This window comes from Poseidonocella sp. HB161398, assembly GCF_005870025.1.
Classification (GTDB): domain Bacteria; phylum Pseudomonadota; class Alphaproteobacteria; order Rhodobacterales; family Rhodobacteraceae; genus Mangrovicoccus.
On the sequence record NZ_VATA01000025.1, the window covers coordinates 36973 to 61709 of the forward strand.

Below are 24737 nucleotides of genomic sequence, written 5' to 3' on the forward strand. Positions count from 1 at the left end.
AAAGACTGGCACGGGTCATGCCCGGCGGGTCGACTCGCGGATCATCAGCTCGGAACCGAGGTCGAGATGGCGGTCGCGGACCGAGCCGCGTTCGGCGATCTCGGCCAGCAGCATCTCGATCGCCCGCTGGCCGATCTCGCGCCGCGGCGTGGCGACGGCGGTCAGCGCGGGCACCATGTGGCGCGACATCTCGATGTCGTTGTAGCTGCAGATGCCCAGCTGCTCCGGCACGGCGACATGGCGCCGCTTGGCCTCCATCAGCGCGCCGACGGCAAGGTCGTCATTGTTGCACAGAACCGCGTCCGTGTCGGGCGCCTGGCTGAAGAGCTGTTCCAGCAGGTGGCCGCCCATGCCGACCGAGGAGGGCTGCGGCGTGGTGATGATGCGGTCCTCGCCCAGCACGCCATTGGCGGCGGCGAAATCGCGGAAGCCGTTCAGCCGCCGCTGCGCCCGCGGGTCCATCCGCGCGCTGAGGAAGCCCGGCCGCCGGTAGCCGCAGTCAAGGAGGTGCTGCGCCGCCTTGCGGACCGCCGCGACCTGGTCGAATCCGACGCTCATGTCGACCGCCCCGTCGCGCAGATCCATGATCTGCACCACCGGGCAGGGCGCGGTTTCCAGCAGCCGCCGCCCCTCGGGCGTCTGGTCGGTGCTGGAGACGATCAGCCCGGCGGGCTTCTGGCTGAGGAAGTTCCGGATCAGCCCCTCCTCGTGCAGGGCGCTGTAGCGATAATTGCCGATCTGGACGAAGAACCGGGTCGACTCGACCCCCTCGTAGACCCCGCGGAGCACGTCGGCGAAGACGTTGTTGGTCAGCGACGGGACCAGCAGCCCGATGGTCGATGTGGTCCGCGACGCCAGCGCCGAGGCGGCCGGATCGGGAGTGTAGCCGAGCCGCTCGATCGCCGCCTCCACCTTGCGGCGGGCCCGCTCCGAGACGATCTCGGGCGAGCGGATCGTACGCGACACGGTGATCGCGCTAACACCTGCTTCCTGCGCCACATCGGCCAGTGTCGGCCGGTCTGAAATCATCCTGGTCTTGCGTCCCATCAGCTCTCTGCATCACCTTTCCGCTCCGGTCATTTACCCCGGAATCCCGCTAATCTGCAAGCAAAACCGGGGCATGATCGGCAGATGCCTGTCCCGCTTCCTGCATGCGCGCCACCCGCGCCGCCTGCCCGGACCAGCGCGCGCCCGCCGGGTCGGTTCCGGCGGACGCCCCTCGCGGCGATACCGGAATGACAGAAAATGATTGCGCTGTCATTTTTCGTCCTTTATCCCGGGGCCCGACTCGGGGCGGAGAAAGACCCGCGCCGGACCAGTCTCATATCAACGGGAGGAGCCCCCAGATGACGACCCTGACCCGCCGCAGCCTGTTTCTCGGAACCGCGCTCGCCCTTGCCCTGGGCGGCGCCGCCCAGGCGCAGGATTACAGCTTCCGCTTCCAGTCCTCGGACCCTGCCGGGAACACCAATTTCATGCTCCAGAAGGAATGGGCGGAGATGGTGAAGGAGAAGACCGGCGGCCGCATCGAGATCGAGATGCTGCCGGTCGAGACCATCGTGGCGCATAACGAGACCATGGACGCGGTCGCCGCGGGCATCATCGACGGCCATTTCACCGACACCTCCTATGCCTCCGGCAAGGATCCGGCCTTCGGGCTGATCGCCAACCCGGTCGGCGCCTGGTCCGATCCGAGCCAGATGTTCGACTTCATGGAGAATGGCGGCGGCAAGGAGCTGATGAACGAGATGCTCGAGCCCTACGGGCTGCATTTCATCGGCGCCACCACCCCGGGGCTCGAGGCGCTGGTCTCCAAGGTGCCGCTCGACGGGGTCGACGACCTCAAGGGGCTGAAGCTGCGCGCGCCCGAGGGCATGGTGCAGAACGTCTTCGCCGCCGCGGGCGCCGCGCCCGTCAACCTGCCCGGCTCCGAGGTCTTCACCTCGCTCGACAAGGGCGTGATCGACGCGGCCGACTACAACACCTTCTCCACCAATGCCGCCCAGGGCCTGCATGACGTGGCCAAGCATCCGGTCTATCCGGGCTTCCACTCGATGCCGCTGATCGAGGTCTCGATCAACAAGATGACCTGGGACGGGCTGCCGGAGGACCTGCAGGCGGCGCTGGAAGAGTCGGTGCGCGAATTCGCCGTCTACCAGTCCGAGACCGTCCACGAGGCCGACATGAAGGCCGTCGAGGAGGCCAAGGCCGGCGGCGAGATCACCGTGCATGACTGGTCCGACGAGGACCGCGCCAAGTTCCGCTCGATCGCCCGCAGCCAATGGGAGAACGCGGCCGGCGCCTCGGCGAACTCGCAGAAGGTCTATGACACGCTGACCGCCTACCTGGTCGACAAGGGCCTGATGTCCGCGGAATAACCCCCGCCCCCAGCCAGCAACGCCCCCGGCCGGAGCCGGGGGCCCTTCCCGTCCGTTCCGGAGGCCGCCACCGCCATGTCCGACGCCGTCGACGACACCCTCGCCGCCCATAACAAGACGCCCGACCCCGTGCCCGAGGCCGGCCTTCTCGGCCGCGCCATCAACGCGCTCGGCCTGCTCTTCGCCATCGGCATCCTCGCCTCGGCGGGGCTGCTCTTCTACGAGGTGGTGATGCGCTACGTCTTCAACGCGCCGACCAAGTGGGTGCACGAGACAGTGGTCTTCCTCAGCGCGCTGGCCTTCGTCTTCGGCGGGCTCTACGCCGCCGCGCTCGACACCCATATCCGCGTGGTGATCTTCTACGACCGGCTCTCCGCCGGGGCGAAGCGGCTCTTCGACGTGGCGATCTCCACCGCCTGCCTCGTGGCCTCGCTGTTCTTCGCCTGGGCCGCCTGGCTGTCGGTCGAGCGCGCCGCCTGGACGCCGCAGGGCGACTTCCGCCTGGAGACCTCGGGCTCGGCCTGGAACCCGCCCTATCCGGGGCTGCTGAAGATCTTCCTCTTCGCCGTGATGATCCTGCTGGCCGTCCAGTTCGCGATCTTCGCGGTCAACTACCTGCGCAAGAAGGGCCAGGACTGATGGACTTCCTTCCCGATTTCCAGGCGCTCGGCATCGGCGGCGCCACGCTGGCGATGTTCGCCATGCTGATGGCGCTGCTGCTGACCGGCATGCCGCTGGCCTTCGTCACGCTGCTGGTCGCGCTGATCTTCGCGCTCGGCTGGTTCGGGCCGATGGCGGTGCCGCTGATCACCTCGCGGATCTTCAGCTTCGTCAACAGCTTCGTCTTCGTCTCGGTGCCGATGTTCGTGCTGATGGCGGCGATCCTCGACCGCTCGGGCATCGCCCGCGACCTGTTCGACGCGATGAAGGTGCTGGCCGGGCGCATCCGCGGCGGCGTGGCGATCCAGACGCTGCTGGTCGCCGTCGTCCTGGCCGCGATGTCGGGCATCATCGGCGGCGAGGTCATCCTGCTGGGCCTCCTGGCGCTGCCGCAGATGCTGCGCCTGGGCTATGACCGCAACCTCGCGATCGGCGTCTGCTGCGCGGGCGGAGCGCTCGGCACGATGGTGCCGCCTTCGATCGTCCTCATCATCTACGGGCTGACCGCCAATGTCTCGGTCGGCGACCTCTTCTCGGCGGCCTTCCTGCCGGGGCTGATGCTGGCGGGCTTCTACGCCGCCTACATCCTGATCCGCGCCTATACCAACCCGTCGCTGGCGCCCATCGCCGAGCCCGACGAGATCAGCCGCACCGAGAAGCTGCGCCTCCTGAAGGGCCTGTTCCTGCCGGTACTGGTGGTGATCTTCGTCCTCGGCTCGATCTACGGCGGCATCGCCTCGGTGACCGAGGCCTCGGCGATCGGCGTGATCGGCGTGATGCTCTCTACCGTGATCCGCGGCGAATTCTCGGTCTCGCTGCTGCTCGGCGCGGCGCGCCAGACGCTGCGCACGGTCGGCATGATCGTCTGGATCGGCATCGGCGCCTCGGCGCTTGTCGGGGTCTTCAACCTGATGGGCGGCATCCGCTTCGTCTCGGATCTGATCACCGGCATCTCCGACAACCCGACTGTGGTGATCCTCTTCATGATGGCGATCCTCTTCGTGCTCGGCATGTTCCTCGACTGGGTGGGGATCGCGCTGCTGTGCATGCCGATCTTCGTGCCGATCGTGAAGGAGATGGGCTATGACCCGGTCTGGTTCGGCGTGGTCTTCGCGATGAACATGCAGGTCAGCTTCCTGTCGCCGCCCTTCGGCCCGGCCGCCTTCTACTTGAAATCCGTCGCGCCTCCGGACATTTCGCTGGGCGACATCTTCCGCTCGCTGCTGCCCTTCATCTGCCTTCAAGTCCTCGCCGTCGCCGTCCTGATCGCCTTCCCCGGCATCACCGGCCACTAGCCCCGGAGCCCCCATGACCGACACGACCCGCAAGACGCTCCGTTCCGAGAGCTGGTTCAACGACCTGGGCGATCCGGAGATGACCGCCCTCTATATCGAGCGCTACCTCAACTACGGGCTCACGCTGGAGGAGCTGCGCTCGGGCAAGCCGATCATCGGCATCGCCCAGACCGGCTCGGATCTCTCGCCCTGCAACCGCCACCACGTGGAGCTGGCCAAGCGCACCCGCGACGGCATCCGCGAGGCCGGGGGCATTCCGCTGGAGATCCCGGTCCACCCGATCCAGGAAACCGGCAAGCGCCCGACCGCGATGCTCGACCGCAACCTGGCCTATCTGAGCCTGGTCGAGAGCCTCTTCGGCTATCCGATCGACGGCGTGGTGCTGACCATCGGCTGCGACAAGACCACGCCCGCGCTGCTGATGGCGGCGGCAACGGTGAACATCCCGGCGATCGCCTTCTCGGTCGGACCGATGCTGAACGGCTGGCACAAGGGCGAGCGGGCGGGCTCGGGCTCGGTAATCTGGAAGGCGCGCGAGAAATACGCCGCAGGCGAGATCGACGGCGAGGGCTTCCTGCAGATGGCCGCGTCCTCCGCCCCCTCGGTCGGCTACTGCAACACGATGGGCACGGCCTCGACGATGAACTCGCTGGCCGAGGCGCTGGGGATGCAGCTGCCCGGCTCTGCCTCGATCCCGGCGCCCTATCGCGAGCGCGGGCAGATGGCCTACTACACCGGCCGCCGCATCGTCGACATGGTGCATGCCGACCTGCGCCCCTCGGAGATCATGACCCGCGAGGCCTTCGAGAACGCCATCGTGGTCAATTCGGCGATCGGCGGTTCGACCAACGCGCCGATCCACCTCGTCGCCATCGCCCGCCATCTGGGGATCGAGCTGACCAATGCCGACTGGGAGGCGCATGGCTACGCCGTGCCGCTGCTGGCCAATGTCCAGCCCGCGGGCGCCTACCTGTCCGAGGATTTCCACCTTGCGGGCGGGCTGCCGGCGGTGATCGCCGAGCTGCTGCGCGCCGGGCTGATCCCGCATCCCGATGCGATGACCGCGACCGGCGAGCGCTTCGGCACGCTCTATGCCGACGCGCCCTGCGAGAATGCCGACGTGATCCGCAGCATCGGCACCGCGCTGGCGCCCGAGGCGGGCTTCCTTAACATGACCGGCAACCTCTTCGACACCGCGATCATGAAGACCTCGGTCATCACGCCCGAATTCCGCGGCCGCTACCTGTCGGACCCCGAGGACCCGATGGCCTTCGAGGGCCCGGCCTTCGTCTTCGACGGGCCGGAGGATTTCCACAAGCGGATCGACGATCCCGAGCTGGGCATCACCGCCGAGAGCATCCTGGTGATGCGCGGCGCCGGTCCCAAGGGCTATCCCGGCGGGGCCGAGGTGGTGAACATGCGCCCGCCCGCGGATCTGATCAAGGCGGGCATCCACGCCCTGCCCTGCATCGGCGACGGGCGGCAGTCGGGCACCTCGGGCTCGGCCTCGATCCTCAATGCCTCGCCCGAGGCGGCCGATGGCGGCAATCTGGCGATCCTGCGGGATGGCGACCGGCTGCGCGTCGACCTGAAGGCGCGCAAGGTGACGCTGATGGTCCCCGACGAGGAGATCGCCCGGCGCCAGGCGGCCCTGGCCGAGGTGGGCGGCTACCAGACCCCGGCAAGCCAGTCGCCCTGGCAGGAGATCTTCCGCGCCCGCGTGCGCCAGTTCAGCGAGGGCATGGTGCTCGACGGCGCCGACAGCTACCGCGACATCGGCAACGCCACCATGCCGCGCCACAGCCACTAGCGACGGGCGGATCCTGAAAACGGAAAGGACCGCGCCTCGCGGTGCGGTCCCGGGCGCCCGTTCCAGGGCGGGGCGGCCTCGTCTGCGGCTCAGGCCGCGCGCAGGTCTCCGCCCGGGGGCGGCCCACGCAGCCAGGCGGGCGCATCGCCTTCAGGGGCGGGGACCGCTTCAGGGGCGCGGCCCTGCGGTGCCGGACGCGGGGGCTGGCCAGTGGCCAGTTTCAGCTCATCCAGCTCGGCCGCGATCCTGTGCTCGATCGCCAGGCTGGCGCGGAGGAAGTCAAGGACATTGTGCATTTGCCTCTCCTTTTCTGCCGGATGCTGCGGATCGTTCCCGCACTCAATATATGGGGGCCAGAGGCTTTCGATTCAATGGAATGGCCGATATGTTGCAGGGGCATTGACCGGATTTCCGGCCTGCCGCAGCGCTTCGGACCGCCAGAACCGCCCCGGAAGCGGCGTTCTGAGGCGCCTTGCACCCGTGCGACGAAAGTTCTTTTAACTTGGCTATTTCCGGAGAATTTTTTCCCACCTGGCACCATGCGCGCCTCCCGGCGCGGAAACTGCCTGAATTTTCAGGGGATCTGGCTGGAAAAAATCGACAACTTACCTAACATATTATGTTTACAAGCGTTGTACACAAGCAACGGCACGCCTTCCGGAGCGGAATATTTTTCTTTACCCTCAAATTTAAAAATTGTTACCTCAAAAGAAATCCAATTGAATGCCAGCATGGCGCGATGGACCGGGACATGACACGCGATATTGAAGACCAGGCCCTGGCCCGGCAAAGACTGCGACTCTGGCTCGAGATGCTCAAAGCGGTGCGATCGGTCGAGGGCACGCTGCGCGAGCAGCTCAGGGAGAACTACGCCACCACCCTGCCGCGATTCGACGTGCTCGCGGCGCTCCATTCGGAGCCCAAGGGCATGAAGATGAGCGAGCTGTCGAAGTACCTGATCGTCTCCAACGGCAATGTCACCGGCGTGGTCGACCGGCTGGTCGCCGAGGGGCTGGTCGAGCGCGAGAACCTCGAATCCGACCGCCGCGCCTTCCTGGTGCAGATCACCCCCGAGGGCCGCAAGCTGATGGACGACATGATCATGGCCCATCTCGGCTGGGTCGACCGCATGTTCTCGGAAGTCACCGAATCCGATGCCGCCCGCGGCATCTCGATCATGCTCGACATCCGCCGCCGCACCTGATCCGCCGCACCTGGCACTTCGGGCCGCCCGGGCGCGCCGCAGGCGCCCGGCCGCCATTTCCACGCAGGCGCGCGATTCCGTTGCACCACGAATTCCGGATGTGTTAACCATCCGGCAGGGAGCCCCGCCCCGGGCGGCGCCCCCGCGTGGTGCCAGTGCCGATCCTATTCCGCCAAAGCCCTTTCTCATTCGGGAGACCCGCCATGCTGCCGCGCATGTCCGTCCTCGCCGCCGCCTCCGCCCTTCTTGCCGGCCCGCTCGCCGCACAGTCCGTGACCACCGATGCCGGCACGATCGAGGCCGCGCGGATCGAGCGCTTCTTCGCCCAGCCGGGCTATTCCCCCTATGCCGGGCGCAGCTTTCCCACCGTCCCGCTCTGGGGCGAGCAGCACCTGCACACCTCCTGGTCGCCCGATGCCTTTGCCGGGGGGACCCGGGTCGGGCCGGACGAGGCGCTGCGCTATGCCAAGGGCGAGGAGATCACCTCGAGCACCGGCCAGAGGGTGAGGCTGTCGCGCCCCTATGACTGGATGGTCGTCGCCGACCATTCCGACGCCCTGGGCATCGTCGCGAATATCTACGAGGGCGACCCGGCGCTGCTGGCCGATCCGGTGCTGAAGCGCTGGCATGACGGCATGCAGCAGGGCGGCGCCGCGGCGAGCCAGGTGGTGATGGAGATGATCACCGCCCAGGGCGAGGGCAAGGTGCCCGACGCCATGACCGATCCCGGCACGCAGATGGACATGTGGCAGGCGATGACCGGCATCGTCGAGGGCCATAACGACCCGGGCCGGTTCACCGCCCTGATCGGCTATGAATGGACCTCCAATTACGGCGGCGGCAACAACCTGCACCGCAATGTCATCTACCGCGACGGCAAGGAGATGGCCGACCGGGTGCGGCCGCTGACCACCTTCGACACCGAGATCCCGAACGAGCTCTGGGACTGGATGGCCGCCTACGAGGCGGAGACCGGCGGGCGCCTGCTGGCGATCCCGCATAACGGCAACCTCTCGAACGGGCTGATGTTCGCCACCGAGACCCCGGACGGCCAGCCGGTCGATGCGGACTGGGCGGCGATGCGCGCGCGCTTCGAGCCGCTCTACGAGGTCACCCAGTCGAAGGGCACCTCCGAGCAGCATCCCTCGCTGGCGCCCGCCGACGAGTTCGCCGATTTCGAGATCTGGGACAAGGGCAACCTGAACGTGGTGCCCAAGGAGCCGGGGATGCTCGATTACGAATACGCCCGCGAAGCGCTGAAGCGGGGGCTGAAGCTCGAGGGAGAGCTCGGCACAAACCCGTTCAAGTTCGGCCTCGTCGGCTCCACCGACGACCATACCGGCATCTCCTCGGCGGAAGAGAACAACTTCTTCGGCAAGTTCCCCGCCTCCGAGCCCGGGCCGGAGCGCTCGACCGGCAATGCCTTCGATTTCGAGGGCCGCACGGTCAAGGACTGGAAGCTCGGCGCCTCCGGCCTGACGGCGGTCTGGGCGGCCGGGAACACCCGCGCCGCGATCTGGGACGCGATGAAGCGCAAGGAGGTCTACGGCACCACCGGCAGCCGCATCACGGTGCGGTTCTTCGGCGGCTGGGACTTCGCGCCCGCGGACGCGCTGGGGCGGCTGCCCGCCACCATCGGCTATGCCAAGGGCGTGCCGATGGGCGGCGACCTGATGCCCGCCCCCGAGGGCGCGGAGGCGCCGAGCTTTCTCGTCGCCGCGCTGAAGGACGCCTATTCCGGCAATCTCGACCGCATCCAGATCGTCAAGGGCTGGCTCGACGCCGATGGCGGGATGCAGGAGAAGATCTTCGACGCCGTCTGGTCGGGCGGCCGCGAGATCGGCGCGGATGGCAAGCTGCCGCCGGTGGGCGACACGGTGGATGTCGAGACCGCGACCTTCGCGAACACGATCGGCGCGCCCGAGCTGATCACGGTCTGGACCGATCCCGAGTTCGACCCGGCGCTGAAGGCCTTCTACTACGCGCGTGTCATCGAGATCCCGACGCCGCGCTGGACCGCCTATGACGCCGCCTATTTCGAGGACGCGGCCTTCACCGACGACGTGCCGATGACCGTGACCGAGCGCGCCTATACCTCGCCGATCTGGTACGCTCCGCAGTGACCGCCCCGCGCCCCCGGGCCGGGGGCGCCCCAGACGCAAAGCGACCGCCCGTCATGATCCGCCGCCTGCTCGCCTCGCCGCTTCTCCATTTCTTCTGCGCAGGCGGGCTCGTCTTCGCCCTCTATGCCGCGCTGAACCCTGCGCCGCCTGCCCTGGACGGGATCGCGCTCGGCCAGGACGAGGCCGCCGAGCTGGCCGCGCGCTTCGCCGACAGCTGGAACCGTCCGCCCGACGCGGCCGAGCTGGAGGCGCTGATGCGCGACTGGGCCGAGGAGGAGGTGCTGGTGCGCGAGGCGCTGGCGCTCGGGCTCGACCGCGGCGATACCATGGTCCGCGCCCGGCTGCGCCAGAAGATGCTGTTCCTGATCGAGGCCCCCGCTGCGGCGATGGTCCCCGGCGAGGACGCGTTGCGCGCCTGGTACGCCGCCAATGCCGCGCGCTACGAGCGCCCCGCGCAGGTCAGCTTCGCCCAGGTCCTTCTGCCCGCGGGCGCGGCGCCGGAAGAAACCGAAGAGCTGCGCCGCGCGCTGGAAAACGGCGCCGATCCCGCCCGGCTCGGCCGCCGGACGCTGCTGCCGCCGGTGATCGAGGCGATGCCCGCCCCGACGGTCGAACGGGTCTTCGGCGCGGGTTTCGCCCCGGCGGTCGAGGCCCTGCCGCTGGCAGAATGGAGCGGCCCGGTGCCCAGCGGCTACGGCCAGCACCTGGTGCGGCTCGGCGCCCGCCGCGACGCCGCCCTGCCCCCCTTCGAGACGGTGCGCGACCAGGTCCTGGCCGACTGGCGCGCGGAAGAGGCGCGCAGCCTGCGCAAGGCCCGCATCGACGCGCTTCTCGCGGCGGCCGCGCCGCAGCTGCCCTCCGCCGCAGAGGTGCTGGGCCAGTGAGGGCGGCGGCGGCGCTCCTTCTCCTGGCACTGGCGCTGCTGCGTCCGCTGGCGGGCGGCGCCCATGCGCTCGACCCGGCCTATCTGGAGCTCTCGGCCCTGGAGGGCGGGCAATGGCGCGTCACCTGGCGGGTGCCCGATGTCTCGGGCCGGCCGATGCCGCTGGGCCTCGCGCTGCCTGCCAGCTGCGCCGACACCGCGCCGCCGCCCCCGGCCTTCGACGGACGGGGCTGGAGCACCGGATTCCTCCTCGCCTGCCCCGAGGGGCTTGCCGGCCGGATCGGCATCACCGGGCTCGAGATCACCGGCACCGACGCGCTGTTGCGCTACGAAACCGCCCCGGGCGCCGCGCAGACCCGCCGCCTGACCGCCGCGGCGCCGATGGCCGAGATCCTGGCCGAGCCCGCGCCGCTGGCGGTGCTGGCAAGCTATGCCGGGCTCGGCACGACCCATATCCTCGAGGGCGCCGACCACCTGCTCTTCGTGCTGGCGCTGCTCTTTCTCGTGCGCGACCCGCGGCGGCTCCTCTGGACGGTGACCGCCTTCACGCTGGCCCACAGCCTGACGCTGGCCGCCGCCTCGCTGGGCTGGCTGCGCCTGCCGCCGCCGCCGGTCGAGGCGGTCATCGCGCTTTCCATCGTCATCCTGGCCGCCGAGCTGGCGAAGCCGCCCGCGCGGCGCGACCCGCTGGCCACCCGCTTTCCCGCGGCCATCGCCTTCGGCTTCGGGCTGGTGCACGGGCTGGGCTTCGCCGGGGCGCTGCGCGAGATCGGCCTGCCGCAGAGCGACGTGCCGCTGGCGCTTCTGGGCTTCAATCTGGGCGTGGAGGCCGGGCAACTGATCTTCATCGCCGCGATGCTGGCCATCGGCGCGCTGGCCCGCCGCCTTGTCCCGGCGCTCGCAGCCCGCGGCCCGGCGGTGGCGAAGACCGCGAGCTATGCCATCGGCTGCACCGCCGCCTTCTGGGTCATCGAGCGCGTCAGCGGCTTCTGACAGGGCGCAAAAATGAAACGGCCCGGCCTCCGCGCGGAGACCGGGCCGCGATAGCGCGCCGCCGGGATCAGGCGATGTCGTAGCCTTGAAGCCCCGCGAAGCCGACCGCATCGGCGAGGACCAGGCGGTCGAAGGCGCCGGGCTCGAGCGCTGTCGCCGTGCCCGTTCCGGCATCGCGCAGCTCGACCGAGCTGCCGAAGTCGAAGACCAGCTCGTCGGCATGATCCGCCCCGCCGCGATGGACCCCCGCGAATTCCGCCGCCGTGACGCCGTCGAGCGTGCCGATCAGCGCGCCCGTGCCGTCGCGCAGTGCCAGCGCGCTGCCGGTGTCGAAGATGAGCTCGTCGCCGCCGCCCGAGACGAAATCGCCCGTGGCCAGCAGCGTGCCCGGCAGGCCGAACTCCGCCACCGTGGCGCCGTCCGCGCCAAGCGCCACCGTCCGGCCGATGCCGCTTTCGACGATCAGCTCGGAGGCGCCGTCGCCGTCGAGATCGGCCAGGCCGAGCGCGCTCGTCCCCGCGCCGCGGCCGAAGCTCGCGACCTCGCCCGCGGCCAGGTCGAGCCAGCCCAGCGTGCCGTCGGGACGGACCGTCAGGATGTCCTCTGCCCCGTCGCCATCCATGTCCGCCGCGGCGAACATGTCATGCCCGGGGCGCAGCAGCCCGCCGATCTTCGCGCCGGTCTCCGCATCGGCGTAGAAGTAGTTGCCGTTGGCGTGGCGCATCAGCAGCTCGTCCGCGCCATCGCCATCCGCGTCGAGCGCGGCGACAACCGCATTCGAGGCATTGCCGATGATCGCCCCCTCGCCGCTGGCGAGCAGGGTCTTCAGCCAGCCGTAGCTGTCGTTGCGCAGCAGGAGGTCGGTCTGGCCGTCGCCGTCATAGTCGCCCATGCCCGCCACGGTCGTGTTGGCATGGCCCAGATCGGCGGCCAGCGGGCCCGTCTCCGCGTCGAGGCGCAGCTTCGCCCCCGCCGCATCCTCGGCGTAGAGCGGCGCCGGAGCCTGCCCGAGCGCCGCAGTCTCGCCGAGCGCCATCCCCAGCAGGTCGCCGATCGCGTCCGTGGCGGCGTCATCCGCCTGGTAGAGCGCGTCGAGCACCGTGACGGTGATCTTGCCGTCGAGATAGGCCTCGCCCTCGGACAGCGGATCGGACGAGCCGAGCCCCGCGCTATTGGCGAAGCCGTAGCCCAGCGGGAAGCCGCCCTCGGAGATGCCCAGCCGCGCGTCCGAGGCCTGGTCGTTCACCGAGAACAGCACCTCGGTCCCGAAGGAGGCGCCGCCGGGGATGTTGACCGACAGCGCAGTGCCCTCGGGCAGCAGCCCCTCCGCCCCGGCCGTGGCCTGCAGGTCGGCAATCAGCTGCAGCGTGAACGCCGAGGCGAAGCCGAAGGTCTCCGCGTTTTCCGCCGCCAGCGAGATGACCGGCGTGGCGAAGCCGAGGATGCCCGCCTGGATCGCCCCGGCGGTGCCGGAATAGCGCAGCTGGCTGCCAAGGAGCGCGCCGTCATTGATGCCCGAGAGCACCAGATCCGGGGCCTCCGCGCCGGTCATGAGCGAGGAGAGCGCCGTGCCGACAACGGTCGAGGGCGCGGCATCGACGAACCAGCCGTCGGAATACTCGGTGACCATGAAATCCGAAAGGGTCAGCCCGGTCCCCGCGCCGTCCTGCGACCTTGCCGGCGCGACGACGGCCACATCGTGGCCCGCCGCGACCAGCGCGTCGTATAGCGTCTCGATCCCCTCCGCGCCGACCCCGTCGTCATTGGTCAGCACGATCTTCAAGGGCGCCGCGGTGGCCTCGGTCGCGACGTCGACGCGGGCCTCGACGGCCGCGCGGGCCCCGGCATCCGCGGTCCAGTTGCCGTCCATCGCCGAAACGGTCAGGTAGTTCGACAGGAACATGCCGACCTCGGAGGTCGCGCCGCCGGTCACGTTGCCCGCCGTCACCGCCAGCCCGTAGATCGCCGGATTGCCCGCCGCGACCTCGTCGACGCCCAGCATGTAGGGCGCCTCGGCGGTGATCTCGGTATAGGCGACGCCCTGGGGATCGGCCGAGGGGACATTGACGCTGAGCCCGGTGCCCGCGGGCAGCAGCCTCTCGCCGGTCTGTGCCTCGGAGAGCTGGCCGATCAGGTCGACCACGTAATCGCCCGCCCGCTCATAGGCACCGTCATAGCCGCCATCGACCTGGCCGCCCGCCGAGACCGCAATCGCCGGGATATCGCGCGAAATCGCCTCGGTGGCCGCGCCGACCGTGCCGGAGATGTTGGAGAAGGCGCCGATATTCTCGCCCTCGTTGGTGCCCGAGATCACCAGGTCGATCTGCGTGCCCTCGAGGATCACGTCGAGCCCGGCCATCACGGCGGCGGTCGGCGTGCCGTCGACCCACCACTTGCCGTCCTCGTATTCGACGATCTCGATCTCCGACAGCAGCGCATCGGTGCCGCCGAGCGTCGAGCCGCCGCCGGAATTCTGCCCCTTCGGCGCGACCAGGTAGACGGTGTGCCCCGCCTCGGCCAGCGCCTGGTACATCGTGTTGATGCCCTCGGCGGAATAGCCGTCGTCATTGGTCAGAAGGATGGTCAGCCCGTCCTTCGCCGAGGTGTCGTGGAAGGCGGTGTCGGTCGCGCGGTAGCCGAGATTCTGGATGCGGGTGTCGTCCTCGACCACCGTGTCCGCCTCGGCAAAGACCTCGCGATCCGCGCCGGTGCCGTATTCGGCCAGCAGGTACTCGGCCAGCGCGTCCTGCTCGCGGCCCGCGCCGAAGCTGCCGACCGCGTCGTAATCCGCTGCCGCGGCGAGGTCGTAGAGATTAACTATGTCCGGGTCGGAGAGGCTGCCGAAGGGATAGCCGTCGCCGCCGCCCGCCAGGTAGTCCAGCGTCACGGTGCGGAAGCTCGCATCGCCATTGTCGACGATCTCGCCATTCCGGACGATCTCGTAGAGCACCGCGCCGGCGTCATCGACGATCACCGCATTCTGCACCCGGCTGCCCGGCGCCGCATCGGGGTCGAAGCTGAAGCGCAGCCCGCCGAACTGGCCGAAGCTGCCCGCGCCCGCCTCCTGGGTGAAGGGGTCGTTCGAGACCGCATGCTCCAGCACCGCGGCCAGCTCGGCGGTGGTCAGGCTGACCAGCGTCAGGCCGTTGTCGAAGGCCAGCGCATTGCCGATGTCGTTCGAGCTGATGCCGCCCTCGGGCTTGGCGCCCGGGACGGCCTCGTTCGGCAGTCGCACGGCCTCGCCGGTCGAGCCGCCCGGAACCACCGTCTGGCCGATCGAGTCGCGGATGCCGCCGCCATTCTTGATCGAGACCAGCACCGTCGCGTCATAGCCCTGCGCATAGGCGAGGTTCGCGTCGGCCGTCAGGTTGCCCAGGTTCGTCTCCTGCGTGCGCACCCCGTCGGTGCCGCCGCCGGTGCGGTTGCCGTTGAGGAAGACGCCGGCCTGCGCGTACCACTCGCTCTCGCCCGCGACGATCACGTCGCGCACGGCCTCGGCGATCGCGGTGATCTGCGTATCCGCCATGCCCTCGGCCCCGAGCGCGGCCACGCCCGCGTCGTCGGTGGCATAGGCACCCGAAATCTCCGGGTCGTAGCTTTCCGGGATGATGTTGCCGTTGGCGTCGAAATCGATGACCAGCCGGCCGACATACTTGTACTGGTAGTCGGTATTCACCACCGCGATCGGCTTGCCGTCGGCATCGGTGGCGAAATACGGGTACCCGCCCTGCGCCGCATCGCCCTCGTAGCCCGCGTCATTGCCGTCGAAGAGCCGCGTGTTCGAGCCGCCCGCGACGATGATGTCGACGCCCGAAAGCCGGGTGGCCAGCGCCTGTTCGATGCGGATGTCCTGCATATGTGCCAGCACGATGACCTTGTCGATATCGGGATTGGCCGCCAGCAGCGCGTCGACATCGGCCTGGATCTCCGCGGCCAGCGCGTCGAGATCGCCGCTATCGGCCGGGGTGACGACGGTCTCGTCCGACGGGCTGGAAATCGTCTTCAGCGTCGGCGTGGTCGCCGCCACGACGCCGATCCGGGTGCCGTTCTCGGTCGAGACCACGGTGCTGCCCGCGATCTGCCCGGCGATGTCCTCGGCCGCCTGCCCGTCCGCCGCCACCAGCCCCGAAAGCGCGGGATCGGCGGAGAGGTCGACATTGCCCGACAGGTAGGGGAAGGCAGCGGCGTCGAAGGCGGCGAGCCCGGCTTCGTCCAGCCCCTGCAGGATATTGGCGATGGCCGCATTGCCCTTGTCGAATTCGTGGTTGCCGAAGGCGATGGCCTCGACGCCCAGCAGGTTCTGGATCAGCAGATCCGCCGCGCCGCCCTGGCCGTAGAGCACCTCGGAGGCGTCATGGAAGAGGCCCGGGATCCAGGCGTCGCCGGAGCTGAGGAACAGCGTCTCGCCATAGCCCGCAGTGCCGTCGCCGTCGATATCCTCGGCGCGCAGCGCATTGAGCACGGCGGAGAAATTCGGGATCACGTCGACGGAGGTCGAATTCGCCTCCTGGTCGGAGACGTGGAAGAGCTGCAGCGTGAAGGCCGCCCCGGTCCCGAAGGACAGGCTGTCGATCTGTTCGGTGGTCATGATGGCCCCCCCCCGGGCATTCATCAGAGGATGGAATGCGCCACGGCATGGCCGGCAGATGTAACAGGCCGCTGACGGGGCAATTAAACTTTGGCGACCGGCACCGGGTGCCTTGGCGGCAGGCGCGGGAAACCTGTCGACTTGGCAGCGCCTTGGGAGGATACTTGACGTGAGGGAGATTTCCGGAGCAGCGCCCGGGCGGCCCCCCGGGGCCGGAGGCGGCCTCCGGACGGGGAGGACGGATCCGATGGAAATGGCTGACCGGCAGCAGGCGGCGGCGCCCCGCGCCCGGCGGAACCCTGCGCCTTCGCGCGTCCGGGGACAGACCGGTCGGCTGTCCGGGACCGGGTCCGAGCGGCCCCTGCGGCTGGCCGGGGGCCTCCTGCTTCTCTGCCTCCTTCTGGCCCCGTCCCCGCCCCGCGCGCAGCCGATCGAGGAGAAGCGCGTCGCCTTCGCCTCGGGCAGTTCCTCGACCCTGATCCGCGCCGGGATCCGCGGCAGGGAGATCACCGACTACCTGCTCGGCGCGCGGGCGGGGCAGGTGATGACCATCGACTTCGCGGCCGAGAACCCCGCGGCCAATTTCAACCTGATGATCGGCAGCGACCCGGCGGCGATCCATATCGGCCCGGTCGCGGGGAACCGCTTCAGCGGCACGCTGCCCGCGGATGGCGACTACCGCATCCGGGTCTATCTGGTGCGCAGTGCCGCGAGGCGCGGCGAGAACTCGGGCTACACGCTCTCCGTCTCGATCGGCAGCCTGCCGCAGCCCGCCTCGGGCGACGCCGATGACGGCCGCGCGGGCGGCCCGGACTGGTGGGCCGTGACCGGCCTGTCCGCGGGCGGGATGCTGGCGCTGCTCGAGAGGCCCGGCACCGGACATGCCGTGACCGGCGAGATCGCCGATGGCGCGCGCGCCCTCAACCGCGGCTGCCGGATGGCCGGAGAGACCCGCTGGTGCCGCATCGAGCTGCCCGGCACGGAGCCGCTCTCCGGCTGGGTCCCCGGGCGCTACCTGGCCGAGGCGCCGGGACCCGAGGCCGGCGGCACCCTGCCCTGCGCGCTCTCGCAGGAGGCGCCGCTGGCGGAGTGCGGCTTCCGCGTCTCGCACGGCGCCGGCGGCACGGCCAGCCTCTGGATCGCCCTGCCCGGCGGCGGCGAGCGCTATCTGGAGTTCCGCGACGGCCGGCTCGCCGGCAGCGACCCCGGCGCCACCGCGGGCCTCGAGCGCGGCGGCGGCCTGGCCACGGTCACCGTCAACCGCGCCGAGCGCTACGAGATCCCCGACGCGGTCCTTTTTGGCGTCACCCCGCCGCGCGCGACGGAGGCGCCCGGACCATGAGGCGCCCCCTGATCCCCGCGGCCGCCCTTGCCGGCGCGCTTGCCGGTCTCGCCGCCATGGCCGGCGCAGAGGAGCCCGGGCCGGACCAGCTGGCCTTCTCGGTCGCCAACATGGACCTTTCCGCCGATCCGGCGGCGGATTTCTACCGCTACAGCGCGGGCGGCTGGCTGGACCGGGTGGCGCGGCCGCCGGAATATCCCGCCTATGGCATCTTCACCATCATGACCGAGCGGCTGACCCGGCAGGTGGCGGAGATCGCCGCGGACGCCGCCCGCGCCGCGGACACGGCGCCGAAGGGCTCGCCCGCCCAGATCGTCGGCGATTTCTACACCGCCTTCATGGATGAGGACGCGATCGACGCGGCCGGGATCCAGCCGATCCGCGCCATGCTCGACGAGGTGGCGGCGGCCGGGACGCTGCAGGAGCTGACGCGGATCGCCGCCCGTCACGCCGCGGCCGCGGGTCCCGCGCTGCTGGCGCAGGCCGGTCCCGGTCCCGACCCTGCCGATAACAGCCGCCACGCGATCTTCGTCCTCGGCCAGGATTTCGGCGTCGACCGGCATTTCCGCGAGATCCTGCGCCTGCCCGCGGGCAGCCCGCAGATGACCGCCTATCGCCGCTATATCCGCGACCTGCTGGCGGCGGCCGGGTACGACCCCGCAGAGGCGGAGCGCATCGCCGACCTCTCGGTCGGGATCGAGGCGCAGCTCTATTCGGTCTTCCTCTCCCCCGCCGAGGCGAAGGTGCCCGCCAACCGCTACGGCCGGAGCTCCTACGAGGCGGCGAAGGCGCAGGTGCCGGAATTCGACCTCGACCTCTATCTCGACACGCTCGGCTTCCCGCGTCCCGGCACCGTCTACATGTACGAGCCACACGCGCTCGAGGGGCTGGCCGCGCTGCTGCAGACCGTGCCCATCGCGGCGCTGAAGGACTATTTCGCCTTCCGGCTGATCCATGGCTACGCGCCCTTCCTCGACAGCCGCCTGCGCGCCCCGGCGCTCGATTTCGAGGAGGCGATGCTCGGCGCCCGGCAGGACCGGCCGCGCCGCGAGCGGCTCTACCAGCTCTTCCTCGACCGGCTCGGCCACCCGGCCAGCCAGCTCTATGTCGAACGCGCCTATGCCGAGAGCACTCGCGCCGAGCTTCTGGCCATGATCGATCGGATCAGGGCCGTGTTCCGCCGCCGCATCGCCGACAGCCCCTGGCTCTCCGCGCCGACCCGGCAGGAGGCGCTGCGCAAGATCGACCAGTTCTCCTGCAAGGTCGGCTATCCCGATGCCTGGATCGATTTCGGCAGCGTCGAGATCGGGCCCCGCGACCCAGTGGCCAATATCCTGGCACTCGGCCGCTTCGAGATGGAGCGCGAGCGCGGAAAGCTCGCGCATCCGCCGGTCCATGACGCGTTCAACGCCCGCTCCACCCTGCCGATCGCGATGAACGCCGCCTACTTGCCGGTGATCAACGGCTTCGAGCTGACCGCCGCCATCACCCAGCCGCCGGCCTTCGCGCCGGAGATGGACGCCGCGCTGAAATTCTGCCGGATCGGCGCGATCATCGGCCACGAGATGACCCATGGCTTCGATTTCGCCGGCCGCCAGTACGACGCGGACGGCAATTTCCGCGACTGGTGGACGCCGGGCGACGCGCAGGCCTTCCTGGCCGAGGCGCAGAAGCTGGTCGAGCAGGCCGATGCCTACGAGGTGCTGCCGGGGCTGCATGTCAATGGCGCGCTCGGGGTCGGCGAGAACATGGCGGATGCCGGCGGGATCAGCCTCGCCTACGAGGCGCTGACGGAGTACCTGGCGGAGCATCCGGAGGAGGACGTCGAGATCGACGGGCTCTCGCCGGCGAGGCGCTGCTTCGCCGGCTGGACGCAGTTCTGGGCGATGAAGGCGACCGCGCCCTATCTGGAGGCGCTGGTCGCCAATGACGGCCACGCGCCGGATGCCTATCGCGCGGTCGCGGCGCTGCAGCATGTCGACGCCTTCTACGAGGTGTTCGGCATCGAAGAGGGCGACCCGATGTGGCTGCCTCCGGAGAAGCGCGCCCGGGCCTGGTGATCCGTGGTCCCGGGTCCGGCAGACTGGCCGCCCGCCGTCCTGCCCGGAGGGAGCTCGCCCTTTCCGCCGCCGCGGACCGGTGTCCGCCACGGAACCCAGTTGGCCGGGAAGGACCCGGCCGCGTTTCTCCTGTGGCCGCGCAAGGCGGGCATCGCTGCCCTCGTTGCATGCCTGGCAGGGTGCTGGACACGCGATCCGCGGCATCGCCAAGGAGGAAGCTGTCTATATCCAGCCGAAGCCGATCCAAGAGGAGGGCAAATCCAGCGACCCTCGGGACGGCTTTTTCTGCGCCAACCTCTGCCGCCGAACAGAATGTTCCGTCACCCTGCCGGAACGGGGACCGGGGTTCGATCGGGGGCAGACCCCTCTTGCCAGCATTTCCCGCGAGCGTGGCAGCGAAAAAGCGCCCAGCCTCGGCCGGCACGCGCGGATCGGGCGAGGGCTGTTGAAAAAATCCCGTGACCGCCCGCGGAGCGCCCGCCTTTGGAGAAGCAGGCAACGGATTCTGGCAGTGGCTATTGGCAGCGCCAGGAAAATGAAGTCGCGGCGCGCTATTGATGGCGGGTCATCAAAGACACCCCCGCCTTCGTCCCGGGGACTTTGCCTTCAGCGGGGGACGCCCCCGGCGCTGTTGCCGGGCATCGAGGCGGTGCGGTCCGCCTTCTCCGCGACAACCGCGGCCCGCCGGTCGCCATCCTCCGCCCCGTCCCGACCCGCCACGTCCAGCAGGGTGCTGGAAATGGTCCTGAGGCGTCACCAGGGAGGACACTGTTCCATAACCGGCTGAGGCCGCCCCCGGCGCAGATCGCGTCGAGCCGCAGTCCGGACATTTTTCCAGTCTTGCCCCGCACTCCGTCGCCGGACGGGGTTTTCCGCACCCTGCCAGGGACAAGCGCGGGCAGCTCGCTTTCGATGCGGCCCGGCACGGGCATTGCGTGGCGCAGACGATGCCGGACCGCTTGCCCCGGCTAGCAGCCCCGCTTGCCGATCAGCGCGAAAAGCGCCCCCTGCGGATCGAGGGCGTTCAGGACGTATTCGCCGCCGGGGATCTCCATCGGGGCAAGCACGACCTGTCCGCCGGTCTCTGCGATTAGTGCCGCCGCGACGTCGATATCGGGAACGCGGAAATAGAAGACCCAGCCCGGCGGCGCCTCTCCGGCCGGCATGACCGCGCCCAGCATCGTCGCATGCGGCGGGTTGCGCAGCATCTGGTAGGTGCCCGCCGGACCCATCTCCATCCGGTCCGCCTCCTCCCAGCCGAACACGCCCGCGTAGAAGGCCAGCGCCGCCGCCGGGTCGGTCGAATGCAGCTCGTTCCAGGCGCAGTGCCCGGCGCGCGGCGCATCCTGGGCGAAGCTCTCGCTGGTCTCGCCCGAACTGCCGCGCATCACGTAGAAGGGCGTGCCGCCGGGATCGAGCGCCATGGCGAAGCGGCCGACGCCCGGAATGTCCGCGGGCTCCATCACCACCTTGCCGCCCGCCTGCGCGATCGCGCCGGACGCGGCATCGGCATCCTCGACCGCCAGATAGCCCAGCCAGCAGGGGCGCGCGCCGCCTGCCTGCATCTCCGGCGTCAGCGTCATGAGCCCCGCCACCGGGACCCCGGCCATCGAGGCCACGCGGTAGTCCTTGCCGCCCTCCGCGGCCGGCTCGAAGCTCCAGCCGAGAAGCCCGGCATAGAAGCCCTCCGCTGCATCGGCATCGGGCACGAGAAGCTCGTACCAGATGAAATCGCCATGCTGGTTCGCCATTGTCCCGTCCTCCTCAGATCGCGGCCGGTTCGGCCGCGCCCTCTGCGGTCATCTGCGGATCCATCCACATCGGCTCCCAGATATGGCCGTCCGGATCCTCGAAACTGCGCCCGTACATGACGCCGTGATCCTGCACCGGGCAGGGATCGGCGCGCCCGCCCGCCGCTTCGGCGGCGCGGATGAGCGCGTCCACCGCCTCCCGGCTCTCGCGGCTGATGCACAGCAGCACCTGCGCCTCGGCCCTGGCGTCGGGAATGCGCTTCGAGGTGAACTCCGCCCAGAAGCCATGGGTCAGCAGCATGACGCTGATCGTGTCCGACAGCACCATCATCGCCGCCTTCTCGTTGGTGAATTTCGGATCGTTGCGGAATCCTGCCGCCTCGTAGAAGGCCATCGAGCGGGCCAGGTCGGCGACGGGCAGGTTGACGAAGATCATCTGTGGCATGGTCTCTCCTTCCGGCCGGAGCCGCGCAGGGACGGCAGCGCCGCCCGGGGATGCAAGGGGATCGTCTTGTTGCAGGCCGCTCCGGCGCCTCCCGCGGCGGATTCGGCATGGACAGGGTAGGTCTGGTCGGTTACAAAAAGCAACCATGAAATCACCTAGAGTAACTTCCTCGGAAAAACCGGCGGAAAGCCCCCATGGCCGCTGGTACCACGATGCCTGCGGGACCGCCTTCGGCCTGGAGCTGCTGGGCGAGCGCTGGTCGCTCCTGATCCTGCGCGAGCTGATGCTGGGGCCGCGGCGCTTCACCGACCTGCGCGCCGATCTGCCGGGGATCAGCGCCAAGGTGCTGACCGAGCGGCTTGCCGGGCTGGAGGCGACCGGCGTGCTGCGCCGCCAGGTGCTGGAGGAGCCCGCGCCGGTGCAGCTCTACGGGCTGACCGACTGGGGCCGTGCGGCAGAGCCGGTGATCCAGGAACTCGGCCGCTGGGCGGCCGCCTCGCCGCTGCACGACCCGACCCTGCCGCTCTCGCCGGTCGCGATGATGCTGTCGCTGCGCACGATGCTCGACCCGGTTGCGGCACAGGGCCTGTCGCTGGTGGCCGGCTTCGAGATCGGCCGCGCGCAGTTCACCGCCCGGCTGCAGGACGGCGCCATGCCGGTCATCCGCGGCCGGGCCGAGGCCCCCGATCTGCACCTCTCCGCCCCGGCCGCCCCGGCGCTGGCCGCCGTCTTCTATGGCGGCGCGGCGCCTGCCGACGCCGGCGTGACGGTCCGCGGCGATCCCGCCCTGATGCGCGCCTTCACCGGTGCTTTCCACCTGCCCGAGAAGATGCGGGGCTAGCCCTGCCGGCCCGCCCGGGCCCTTGGCTGCGCTTGACTTCCGCCAGTCCGTTTCGGAGGATGGCGCCGCGGGAGCGCAAGCGGCCCCGGGAGGAGAGGACCGCCCCCGCACTGGCAAAGGACGCCCCCCGGCACGGCCCCGCGGCCAGCGCGGCGCCCGACCGGATTTCCAGGCGGCACTTTCCGGACCGTCCCGGCCGTCCGCGCCCTCTGAGGCGCTTGACGCCGACCTCCGCGTTGCGGAGATTGAAGTGCTTTCTTCCTGATGGAACACGCAAAAATGATTAAATTATTTTGGATTAGTGACGATTGCCGCGGGATTGCCCCGCAAGGGGACCCGGCGCCGGAGCCGGCCCGCCCCGGACACCGCCCGCAGCAGGCACGGAAACGCCGGCGCGCCCCGAAACCCGCGCTGCGCGCGGGGCTCTTGGGACTTGCCGCCCTCGCAGCGTCCTGCCTGGCCGGGCCGGACCCGGCCGCGGCGCAGCAGGCCACGCTCGCCGCCGCGAACCTGCCGGTCCGGGTGGTCACGAGCTCCGAGCTGGGCTGGATCCAAGGCGAGGATGTCGGCAAGAGCTTCGCCGCCCTGCTGAAGGGCCGGCTGCGGCCCGGGGACACGCTTCTTGTCGAGGACATGTACTGGATCGACGCGGCCGATCTGCAGCTCCTGCCGGGCATGACCATCGAGGGCGTCAATGGCGGCGGCTTCGATGTCGTGACAACGCCTGACGACAATACCGCGCTCTTCCTCGGCGCCGACGGGCTGACGGTGACAGACCTCGCGATCCGCATCCCCGGCGCGCCCGAGACCGGATATCCCGGCACCAAGCCGCAGCCCGGAGAGCACTATGATCCGAAGCGGATCTTCCTGCTCCAGGAGGATGCCAGGGTCACTTTCCGCAACACGTCCTTCGCCGGCAATGTCGAGATGTTCATCGACGCGCATAACAGCCCGGACCTGGTGATCGAGGACAGCTCCTTCGAAGGCGGCAAGTACCAGGTGCGGCTGCTGGGCAGCACCGATCGCGCGGTGGTCACGGGCGGCCTCTTCCGCCACTCGCTGGCCGACGGGATCAAGACCGAGGCCAGCGACGGCACCGGTCCGCAGAACGCGTCGATCACGCGCAGCTACTTCGACGACGCCAATCGCGACGGCATCGACACGGCGGGCGGGTTCAAGGACGGCCATATCGCGGACTCCGTCTTCTACGCCAACGGGATCGACCTGAAGGTGATCATGGAGAAGGACGCCGACATCACCACGGCGCGCAGCGTCAACGGCACCCGCATCGACAATATCCGCATCATCGACGAAGAGAACGCGATCGTCGTGACGATGCTGGACCGCGTCGGCATCCTGACCGGGGAGAACGCCGATACCTGGATGCCGCATGACATCCTGGTCACCAATTCCACCATCGAGAGCACCACCGGCAAAGAGGTCCGCGCCTTCCTGATCAAGGACGGCTATGACATCGCCTGGAAGAATATGACCTATCTGGGCAATGTCAGCGACCGGCGCCTGCTGAATGCCGAAGCGCCCAGGGGCTGGTCCTCCCGCGACGTCGGCGGCAGCGGCACGGTCACCGGCAAGCCGCTGTGCCCGCCGCTGGCCGGGCGCGGCCGGGACATCGCCGCCCCCTCCCGCCTGCCCGCCGATTTCCGCGCAGACCGCGGCTGTCCGGTCCCCAACTGATCCGGTCCTGACCCGCGCCGCGCATCCCTGCCGCGATCACCGTCACCGGGCTTTCGGAGATGTCCGGCAGGGTGGAGGAAGAGCTGGCGCGCATCCGGATCGGTGGCGGCAGGACCGCCTTCCAGGCGCATTGCGCCTTCCGCCATTCGCTGCTGCCGCAGATCGAGGTCGGGCGGCATCTGGCCGGCCTGATCGGCCGGGATATGGGCTCGGTCCAGGGCTTCGGCTATTCCGAGGCGCCCGCGGGCGCGGCGGGCAAACGGAACCGCGATCTTCTGGCCGAGGTCCTCACGGTCCCGTCCCGCCGCTTCGAGGGCACCGCCATGCCGCCGGTCGGTCTGGACGAAGCGACCATCGCGGAGATCGCCGCCTTCCCGGAGCTGCGCCAGGCCGCGGCCTCTGCCCAGGAGTCCGGCGCGGCTTGCGCCGATGGTGCGGACCTCCGGCCCATCGCCCATCCGGGGTGCGCCCTGTCCGCCAGGATGGTGGCCGCTCTGCAATCAAGGTGGATGCATCGATGGCGGCGGGACAGGAGGACGGTCGGTCAGGCGAAGACGCGACCGCCCTATCCGCCGCGCCCGGGGACACCGGCATAAGGGCGGCGGCCAGGCGCCCGCGCGGAGGACCCGGCTTTCGCAGACACCTTCCGGCCAAGGAATGCCCGGAGAT

At 69.7% G+C, this 24737-nt stretch carries 19 protein-coding genes; 14 read left to right on the top strand and 5 right to left on the bottom strand.

Annotated features, from left to right (window positions below; all coding sequences use genetic code 11):
- Positions 1 to 15: 15 nt before the first annotated feature.
- Positions 16 to 1047 (bottom strand): LacI family DNA-binding transcriptional regulator, encoded by a 1032-nt coding sequence (locus FGX59_RS19315; protein ID WP_138468770.1) that lies wholly within the window; start codon positions 1045 to 1047, stop codon positions 16 to 18.
- Between the two features lie 299 nt (positions 1048 to 1346).
- On the opposite strand from FGX59_RS19315, the gene FGX59_RS19320 reads away from it, so the two are divergent.
- The 4 genes from FGX59_RS19320 (at position 1347) to FGX59_RS19335 (ending at position 6143) form a co-directional block, all read left to right on the top strand.
- Complete coding sequence (locus tag FGX59_RS19320; RefSeq protein ID WP_138468771.1) at positions 1347 to 2378, top strand: TRAP transporter substrate-binding protein; 1032 nt, start codon at positions 1347 to 1349, stop codon at positions 2376 to 2378.
- A gap of 75 nt (positions 2379 to 2453) precedes the next feature.
- Positions 2454 to 3017 (top strand): TRAP transporter small permease subunit, encoded by a 564-nt coding sequence (locus FGX59_RS19325; RefSeq protein WP_138468772.1) that lies wholly within the window; start codon positions 2454 to 2456, stop codon positions 3015 to 3017.
- The gene (locus FGX59_RS19330) at positions 3017 to 4333 is read left to right on the top strand and encodes a TRAP transporter large permease subunit (protein WP_138468773.1); all 1317 of its coding nucleotides are present in this window, start codon (positions 3017 to 3019) and stop codon (positions 4331 to 4333) included. Before FGX59_RS19325 ends, FGX59_RS19330 begins: the two co-directional genes overlap by 1 nt.
- A gap of 13 nt (positions 4334 to 4346) precedes the next feature.
- On the top strand, positions 4347 to 6143 hold the full coding sequence (locus FGX59_RS19335; protein WP_138468774.1) for an IlvD/Edd family dehydratase: 1797 nt from the start codon (positions 4347 to 4349) through the stop codon (positions 6141 to 6143).
- Between the two features lie 89 nt (positions 6144 to 6232).
- On the opposite strand, the gene FGX59_RS19340 is transcribed toward FGX59_RS19335, so the two are convergent.
- Positions 6233 to 6439: a hypothetical protein gene (locus tag FGX59_RS19340; RefSeq protein WP_138468775.1), complete on the bottom strand. Its 207-nt coding sequence runs from the start codon at positions 6437 to 6439 to the stop codon at positions 6233 to 6235.
- Here FGX59_RS19340 and FGX59_RS19345 point away from each other — a divergent pair, their 5' ends adjacent.
- From FGX59_RS19345 to FGX59_RS19365, 5 genes are all read left to right on the top strand, one after another.
- Complete coding sequence (locus FGX59_RS19345) at positions 6440 to 6898, top strand: hypothetical protein (RefSeq protein ID WP_138468776.1); 459 nt, start codon at positions 6440 to 6442, stop codon at positions 6896 to 6898.
- The gene (locus FGX59_RS19350; RefSeq protein ID WP_138468777.1) at positions 6895 to 7347 is read left to right on the top strand and encodes a MarR family winged helix-turn-helix transcriptional regulator; all 453 of its coding nucleotides are present in this window, start codon (positions 6895 to 6897) and stop codon (positions 7345 to 7347) included. Before FGX59_RS19345 ends, FGX59_RS19350 begins: the two co-directional genes overlap by 4 nt.
- A gap of 203 nt (positions 7348 to 7550) precedes the next feature.
- Positions 7551 to 9470, top strand: a complete 1920-nt coding sequence (locus tag FGX59_RS19355; protein ID WP_138468778.1) for a DUF3604 domain-containing protein — start codon at positions 7551 to 7553, stop codon at positions 9468 to 9470.
- Between the two features lie 53 nt (positions 9471 to 9523).
- The gene (locus tag FGX59_RS38785) at positions 9524 to 10354 is read left to right on the top strand and encodes a peptidyl-prolyl cis-trans isomerase (protein WP_138468779.1); all 831 of its coding nucleotides are present in this window, start codon (positions 9524 to 9526) and stop codon (positions 10352 to 10354) included.
- Positions 10351 to 11346, top strand: coding sequence for a HupE/UreJ family protein (locus FGX59_RS19365; protein ID WP_240722575.1), 996 nt, complete (start codon positions 10351 to 10353; stop codon positions 11344 to 11346). Before FGX59_RS38785 ends, FGX59_RS19365 begins: the two co-directional genes overlap by 4 nt.
- A 67-nt stretch (positions 11347 to 11413) precedes the next feature.
- Here the strand turns inward: FGX59_RS19365 and FGX59_RS37635 are convergent, their stop codons facing one another.
- Complete coding sequence (locus FGX59_RS37635; RefSeq protein ID WP_206078388.1) at positions 11414 to 15934, bottom strand: 5'/3'-nucleotidase SurE; 4521 nt, start codon at positions 15932 to 15934, stop codon at positions 11414 to 11416.
- Between the two features lie 247 nt (positions 15935 to 16181).
- On the opposite strand from FGX59_RS37635, the gene FGX59_RS37640 reads away from it, so the two are divergent.
- Positions 16182 to 17276 carry a hypothetical protein gene (locus FGX59_RS37640; protein WP_171060726.1) on the top strand — a complete coding sequence of 365 codons (1095 nt, stop codon included), beginning with the start codon at positions 16182 to 16184 and terminating at the stop codon, positions 17274 to 17276.
- Positions 17273 to 19336: a M13 family metallopeptidase gene (locus FGX59_RS19390; RefSeq protein WP_138468781.1), complete on the top strand. Its 2064-nt coding sequence runs from the start codon at positions 17273 to 17275 to the stop codon at positions 19334 to 19336. Before FGX59_RS37640 ends, FGX59_RS19390 begins: the two co-directional genes overlap by 4 nt.
- 968 nt (positions 19337 to 20304) lie before the next feature.
- On the opposite strand, the gene FGX59_RS19395 is transcribed toward FGX59_RS19390, so the two are convergent.
- Together FGX59_RS19395 and FGX59_RS19400 are read right to left on the bottom strand one after the other, a co-directional pair.
- A complete protein-coding gene (locus FGX59_RS19395) occupies positions 20305 to 21087 on the bottom strand; it encodes a VOC family protein (RefSeq protein ID WP_138468782.1) in 783 nt (260 codons plus the stop codon).
- 13 nt (positions 21088 to 21100) lie between these two features.
- The gene (locus tag FGX59_RS19400; protein WP_138468783.1) at positions 21101 to 21532 is read right to left on the bottom strand and encodes a VOC family protein; all 432 of its coding nucleotides are present in this window, start codon (positions 21530 to 21532) and stop codon (positions 21101 to 21103) included.
- A 145-nt stretch (positions 21533 to 21677) separates the two neighbouring features.
- On the opposite strand from FGX59_RS19400, the gene FGX59_RS19405 reads away from it, so the two are divergent.
- From FGX59_RS19405 to FGX59_RS19415, 3 genes are all read left to right on the top strand, one after another.
- The gene (locus FGX59_RS19405; protein ID WP_138468784.1) at positions 21678 to 22373 is read left to right on the top strand and encodes a helix-turn-helix domain-containing protein; all 696 of its coding nucleotides are present in this window, start codon (positions 21678 to 21680) and stop codon (positions 22371 to 22373) included.
- Positions 22374 to 22799: 426 nt separating this feature from the next.
- Positions 22800 to 24068, top strand: coding sequence for a right-handed parallel beta-helix repeat-containing protein (locus tag FGX59_RS19410; RefSeq protein WP_138468785.1), 1269 nt, complete (start codon positions 22800 to 22802; stop codon positions 24066 to 24068).
- 59 nt (positions 24069 to 24127) lie between these two features.
- A complete protein-coding gene (locus FGX59_RS19415; protein WP_138468786.1) occupies positions 24128 to 24664 on the top strand; it encodes a cytochrome c family protein in 537 nt (178 codons plus the stop codon).
- The last annotated feature ends 73 nt before the right edge of the window (positions 24665 to 24737 follow it).